The sequence below is a fragment of the Oscillospiraceae bacterium genome, assembly GCA_009780275.1.
Classification (GTDB): domain Bacteria; phylum Bacillota; class Clostridia; order Oscillospirales; family UBA929; genus WRAI01.
This window is the reverse complement of the sequence record WRAI01000005.1, coordinates 80999-87917: the sequence shown is the minus strand read 5'-3', so window position 1 is coordinate 87917 and position 6919 is coordinate 80999. Positions and strand designations below refer to the sequence as shown.

Annotated in this window: 5 protein-coding genes; 1 reads left to right on the top strand and 4 read right to left on the bottom strand. The window is 48.9% G+C overall.

The genetic code is table 11. From position 1 onward, the window contains the following. The coding region (locus FWE06_02905) for an HNH endonuclease (protein ID MCL2546132.1) at nt 1-424 on the top strand (424 nt) is incomplete at its 5' end. A gap of 252 nt (nt 425-676) precedes the next feature. Here the strand turns inward: FWE06_02905 and FWE06_02900 are convergent. From FWE06_02900 to FWE06_02885, 4 genes are all read right to left on the bottom strand, one after another. Then, nucleotides 677-1537 carry a leucine-rich repeat domain-containing protein gene (locus FWE06_02900; GenBank protein MCL2546131.1) on the bottom strand — a complete coding sequence of 287 codons (861 nt, stop codon included), beginning with the start codon at nt 1535-1537 and terminating at the stop codon, nt 677-679. Nucleotides 1538-1737: 200 nt separating this feature from the next. Continuing rightward, nucleotides 1738-3558, bottom strand: coding sequence for a translation elongation factor 4 (gene lepA / locus FWE06_02895; GenBank protein ID MCL2546130.1), 1821 nt, complete (start codon nt 3556-3558; stop codon nt 1738-1740). A gap of 367 nt (nt 3559-3925) precedes the next feature. Beyond that, nucleotides 3926-4534: a DUF1854 domain-containing protein gene (locus FWE06_02890; GenBank protein MCL2546129.1), complete on the bottom strand. Its 609-nt coding sequence runs from the start codon at nt 4532-4534 to the stop codon at nt 3926-3928. A gap of 73 nt (nt 4535-4607) precedes the next feature. After that, nucleotides 4608-6905 carry an ABC transporter ATP-binding protein/permease gene (locus tag FWE06_02885; protein MCL2546128.1) on the bottom strand — a complete coding sequence of 766 codons (2298 nt, stop codon included), beginning with the start codon at nt 6903-6905 and terminating at the stop codon, nt 4608-4610. Nucleotides 6906-6919 lie beyond the last annotated feature (14 nt).

The following is a 6919-nucleotide window of genomic DNA, read 5'->3' as shown; positions in this document are numbered from 1 at the left end:
TGATCCGCCCATAATCTCTCTGGATAAACCTTTGTCAAAAGGCCCTATGTTAAAGCATAAAGGAAAACGAAAAGTTTACGCGCGGAACGCAATAACTTCGTATAATGCGCTGCGAAGAGCTGGACACAAATGTGAGTTAGGTCCGGAACATCCATCCTTTCAGCGCAGAAGTTCCTCGAGTTTATATATGGAGCCACACCATTTAATCCCGATGTCGATGACCGATCGTTTTGATGTGACTCTAGATAGGGAGCAAAATATATTTTCGCTTTGCAGTAACTGCCATAACCAAATCCATTACGGAACAAAAGAAGATATTCGAAAACTCATTTCACAACTATTTTATTCAAGAGAAAAAGAGATGTGTTCTATATTAAAAGAGCCTATTACACTTGAAGAACTCTATCAAATATATAGTGTATGATGGCGGAGAATTGCTTAAGCAACGACTGATTGTAAAAACGTTGTCAACCATGCCAAATGTTCCTTTGCGTGGCAGTAAATTTCAAGCCTTGCGTCCTCGCCATCATAGAGATAAATCTTGTTGATGAACGTATCAACCAATGCCGAGCGGTAGGCAGGGTCGTTTGCGTTGCCGTTACGGAACTTCTCAAAGAAAAATTTAACACCCTCAAAGGTAAGTGCCGGAGCGAGTAATTTCTCTTCTCTCAGTATTTTAATAACACGCCCTAGGATTTGGAAAATTATATTGAAACACTAATTCTGTCAAATGTGCCAACGACGCAAAATCATCAATTGGATTATTCCAAATATTCAATATGCGTAAATTTATGAGTGCAGCTAATGACGAAACATCGGAGATTTGATTATTTTCCAAACCCAACCGCTCCAAAGCTATAAGGTTTCCCAATGGCGAAACATCAGAGATTTGACCATATGTGACACTTAACCATCGTATATTGGTTAGCCCTGCAAGCGGCGTTAAGTTTGCGATGGGGTTATACATCGATGAAAAACCTATTAAATTTGTCATGCTTGCCAATGGGGAAATATCATGAAGGTCATTAGAATGGAACCCAATGTCAATAACTTGTGTCGCTCTTGCAATTATTGCAAGGGAAATATTATCGAGAGGTACAGAATGAATTCGTAATTCCCGCAAATTAGACAATACCGGCAACAGCTCAAATAATGGTGAAGCATAAAGCAGTACAATTCCCCCACTTCTTTCGCGTGAGTAGTCATGATTTTCATGTAAATATTTTTGGCTTTCACCACCGTGAATCATCAAAAACTCTAACTTTTGCAAATGTGGTAGTGCCGCAATCGCATCTTCAAACTCTTGAAAGGTTCGCAGAGCCAGCCAATCGCTATCTATTGGAATTTGGTTATCTCCAATTTGCACATAAAGTGGTTCAGGCGTTGCTGTTGTTGAAGGCATAGACTCTGGCGTTGAAGGTGGCATAGGCAGTGGCGTGTGCGGGGGAATGGGCACTGGTGGGTTCGGTTCCCAAAAAATTAACAATGCGACCGACAATAAAAACAGACAACCCATTCCGATAAGTGTGCGTTTCATATGAAACCTCCTGTTATGGGCGGGACATGGGAAAACAAAAAAACTGCACCGCCCCCCAATGATTAGACACATAAAAAAAGGGTCAGTCGCAGAATAGCTCCGGATTACGCAAGCTGGCGTCGTTTTTCGAGCAGTGTCAGCTTTGTTTTAAGCTGAATGCGTTCGTAGTTATAGAAGCGGTGCACAAGGCCGCCCTTTAACTATTCATCTAACTTTAAAACTGCCATAAACGCCTCTTGCGGCACTTCTACACTGCCGACTTGGCGCATGCGCTTTTTGCCCTTTTTTTGCTTTTCCAACAGCTTTTTCTTACGTGTAATGTCACCACCGTAGCATTTTGCCAACACGTCTTTGCGGACAGCTCTGACTGTTTCGCGAGCGATAATTTTGCCGCCGATAGCGACTTGAATGGGCACTTCAAACAACTGCCGCGGAATATGTTCACGCAGTTTTTCAGCGATGCGGCGGGCACGGGCTTGCGCTTTATCGGCGTGTACGATAAAGCTCATGGCGTCGACAACATCACCGTTGAGCAGCAGATCAAGTTTGACCAGTTGCGACGGGCGATAGCCGATCATCTCATAGTCGAGTGAAGCGTACCCACGGGTGCGCGATTTCAGCACATCGAAGAAATCGTAAACGATTTCGTTGAGCGGCAGCTCGTAGTGCATTTCGACACGGCCGCCTTGTTTACCTTCTCCGGCAGGGTCGAGGTACTTCATATCTTTAAAAATGCCGCGCCGCTCTTGGCACAACTCCATAATGACGCCGACGGTATCGTGCGGCGTGATAATTGTGGCTTTGACAAACGGCTCTTCGGCGCTGGCGATGTGTGACGGGTCAGGGTAATGCAACGGGTTATCGATCCAAGCATCGCTGCCGTCGGTTTTGATGATGTGATAGATAACTGACGGCGCGGTATAGACCAAATCAATGTCATATTCGCGCTCTAAACGTTCTTGGATGACTTCCATGTGCAACAACCCCAAAAATCCGCAGCGGAAACCTTGTCCCAGCGCCACCGATGACTCGGGCTCAAAAGATAACGCCGCATCGTTGAGTTGCAGTTTATCCAACGCGTCACGCAGATCTGTGTATTTATCACCCTCGGCAGGATAAATGCCGCAGTAAACCATCGGTTGGACTTTTTTGTAGCCGCTCAGCGGTGCAGCGGCGGGATTATTGGCATCCGTAACCGTATCGCCTACGCGTGTGTCACGGACGGTTTTAATTGATGCTGTGACGTAGCCGACTTGCCCGGCCTTGAGCTCACCTGTTGACTTATAGTCCAACGGCGTCATATAGCCGGTGTCAACAACAGTGAACTCGGCACCAGTTGCCATCATGCGGATGGTCATGCCGGTTTTCAACGTGCCTTGCATAACGCGAATGAGCACAACAACACCACGGTAGCTGTCGTATTGACTGTCGAAAATGAGGGCTTGCAAGGGCGCGGCGGCATCGCCGGTCGGCGGCGGTATTTCTTTGACGACGCATTCGAGCACTTCTCGAATATTGACTTTATTTTTGGCCGAAATGCGCGGCGCGTCGAGAGCAGGCAGGCCGATGACATCCTCGATTTCCTGTGCAGCGGCATCGGGATCGGCGGCAGGTAGGTCAATTTTATTGATGACGGGCACGATTTCCAAGTCGTGCTCCATCGCCAGATACGTGTTTGCCAGCGTCTGTGCCTCAATGCCTTGCGCGGCGTCGACAATCAGCACCGCGCCCTCGCAAGCGGCCAGACTGCGGCTGACTTCGTAGTTGAAGTCAACGTGCCCCGGCGTGTCAATCAAGTGCAACTCGTATGTTTCGCCGTCAAGAGCATTGTAGTGCAGGCGCACGGCGCGCGCTTTGATGGTAATGCCGCGTTCGCGCTCTAAATCCATATTGTCGAGCAATTGACTTTCCATGTCGCGCGCGGCAACACCGTCGCAGAGCTCGATGAGCCTGTCGGCCAGAGTTGACTTTCCATGGTCGATGTGGGCGATAATGCAGAAATTACGGATATGGTTGGGCATATATTTTCTCCTTGGCAACACCGTCGCGGCGGCACTGCCCTATATTCAATTAGAGTATAGCGTAATTTAGACATCTTGTCAAAACAAGCAATTGTGTTTCGTCTGTTATACCGGGCAGCTGCTCTTGTTACGATATTCCAAAATTAATCACTATCACGTTATCAATAATACCAATTGAACCCTCAGCCGGCCATACGGGCATATTCGAGACAAGTACCTCTTGGCGTATGTTATTGCGCCTCTCCCCATCGGGAAGTGTATGCACCGGCACTGGAGGTTGGTAATGTTTGACACAAATTCTCTCTCCTGTTTGTATGGAGGTTCTTGCAGGGGATAAACTTGCGCTTGTCAGGCTGATAGCTCTTTATTACAAAAACAAATCTAACTTCTTGACATCTTTTTGCGGTAGTTTGGTGAAATCTTTAATCTCGAACCGGTTGCCATCGATGTCGCTGATGAGCAGGCGTACATCACTCAAATGCGGAATAGAGCCGCTGTTCATAGTAAATTTACACGGCCCACGATCGGTCATGACATCCCAGTACGCATAGCCGTATTCGACTTTGACATCAAATACGCGCGTGATGGTCGGTGTAAAGTAACGCAAATTCATCTGCTCACGCAGCATGGTTTGCACGTCCTCAGAAAATGCATTCATCTCTTGGATAATGCCGATTTCCCGTGCCTTAGTATCAGCTTCGCGAACAGATACATAGCGATCAGGATCGCTGAATGGAAAGGCGCGAAAGAAATTGACACGGTCATATTTTTCTTCTTTACAGTCGGCTTCCTCGGCGTCAGGCTTGGGGCGCATATTGCTTGCTCCCACAATTTCAAGCGACACAAAGCCGCCGTCGGTGCGCACAAACGCCGCATTGTCCGGCGTTAGATAGCGTACGGTCAAGAGCTCTTCGACTTTGGCCTGCTGTTTGGCGATTTCTTCGTCTTGTTCAATAGTGTTTGGTTTGGTTGACATGATAATTTACCTCGTTTCCATTCATCGAGCGCGGCGGGGTCACCGCCGCGCCCTACACTCAATTTTCAACACGCTACTCGGGAGCCCCGCCGCCAATGCCTCTCATTGCCAAGGCTTTGCCCTGCAATTGCACCAGCGTGAAGTAGGCACCTTTTTGCTTGATCAGCTCCATATGCGTGCCTTGTTCTACGATTTTTCCGTCTTCGACGACGATGAGGCTGTCGGCGTTGCGCAAGGTTGACAGCCGATGGGCGATAGAGATAGTCGTGCGGCCAACGATTAACTCGTCAAGAGCGGCTTGGATTTTGCCCTCGGTTTCGGTGTCCATGGCAGCCGTTGCCTCGTCGAGTATCAAGATACGCGGGTTTGTCAAGATGGCGCGAGCGATAGAAACGCGTTGCCGTTCACCGCCAGATAGGTCGCGGTATCCCGCGCCGACCAGTGTATCGTACCCGTCAGGACATTTGGAGATAAAGTCGTGCGCACTGGCCGCCATGGCAGCCTTGACAATGTCGTCGCGTGATACATCGGGACAACCGTAGGCGATGTTTTCGGCAATGGTGCCCATAAAGATATATGTTTCCTGGCTGACCATGGCGACTTGACGGCGCAGATCGGCGAATGACAATTGCTTGATGTTGATGCCGTCGATGCTGATTTCGCCATCAGTCACGTCGTAGAGGCGACTGATTAAATTGACCAACGTAGACTTACCTGCACCCGATTTGCCGACAACGCCCAACATATGTCCGGCAGGAATATCCAAACTGATATCTTTCAACACGTTTTTATGCGCGTCATAGCCAAAAGTGACGTTTTTGAGTTTGATGGCGCCTGCCATGTGGGGCAAGGGTGTGGGGTCGAGCGGCTCCACAACGTCGGGCTGATGGTCGATAATCTCGAAAATGCGCGACGACGAGTTCATGGAATTGGCCCACCAACGCACAACGAAGCTGAAAAATTCGATGGGACCTATCAACAGCGCGGTGTAATTGATGAACGTGATGAGCGTGCCGAATGAGAAACCAGGCTCGTTGTTGAGCACGAGAATTGAGCCGACAATCCAAACGGTCAATTGTATCAATGTATGACAGGCAAAGTAGAGCGCGGTGTAAAGTGAGTCGACTTTAACCAATGACATTTCAGAGTCACGCACGCGGCGGTTGGTTCTGTCAAAACGCCCCATTTCTTTGGACTGCTGGCCAAAAGCTTTGACGACACGCGCGCCGGTGATATTGTCGTTGACTTGGCTGACCATGCGCCGGCGGGCACGATGCCGCCGCCCCACCATGTTCCAAAAGGCAGGACCCAACCACAAGTGTATCAGCAACATCAGCGGCATAGCAACGATGGTGGCAATCGCCATTTTCCAGTTGATGGCCAGCATGATACCGATGGATGCCAGTATCGTCATGGTGTTGACAAATAAGAAAGGCAAACCGTCGATAAAAAATCCGGCTACTTGTTCTGCATCTTCGAGTACGCGGGTCATGAGTGCACCGGTTTGGCGCTTGGCGAAGAATGAAATCGACAGCTTTTCAAGTGCGGCGAAAGTCTTTTCTTTGATGCTGCGCACAACATAGGGCACGATTTTTGCGATAATGCGACCTTGAATGATGCCGAACAATTGCTGCACAACGCGTACGGCCACCATCGACAATGCCAGAATGAGCAACTGCGTATAGGGGCTGGAAATGTCTATCCACGGCAGGCCACCACCGCGCAACACTTGATCGTACAGCACTTGACCAGACAAATACGGCCATACAATACTCAGCGCCGCAACACCCAAAATGCAGATAAACAGCGGAATAAATTGTTTCTTGTATGGCATAAAATAGCGCAACGTACGAATAAACAGCGTACCACGGTTTATGCAATGCATGCAGACGGCGCGTCCCTCCTCGGGATAGACTGTGCCGCAACGCGGGCAGACGCGTTCGTCTTCTTTTTCTTCTTCGGGCAAGTCTTCGCTTTTACACAACTTTTCAAGCACTGCGATAAGTTTTGCACACTCGGCTTTGTATAGGTTTGTTGTGGCACACAAAGCCTTGGCCTGGCCGTTGATTTCAACAGAAATCACACCGCCGCTGACCAAATCTCCTATCACCGGTTCACTGATATCGCTGACCGCGTATTCATCGACCGACTGCACGACTTTTGGCGGCGGAGGAAGCAACTTCGTGCCGGGAAAGCCGGCGAAGATGCGAGTCTGTTCTTGTATTTCATATGTCACGACGGTCAATGTTTCGTGTGTCAAGATCAGCTCATAGTCTTGATACACGCCATCGACGTTCATGTCGGCACGAGCTTTTTTTATGATTTCAGTTTCGCAGGCGACTGTCGCCTGGGCAAGCGTTTCATCTTGCATGGTTGGGTCACCTC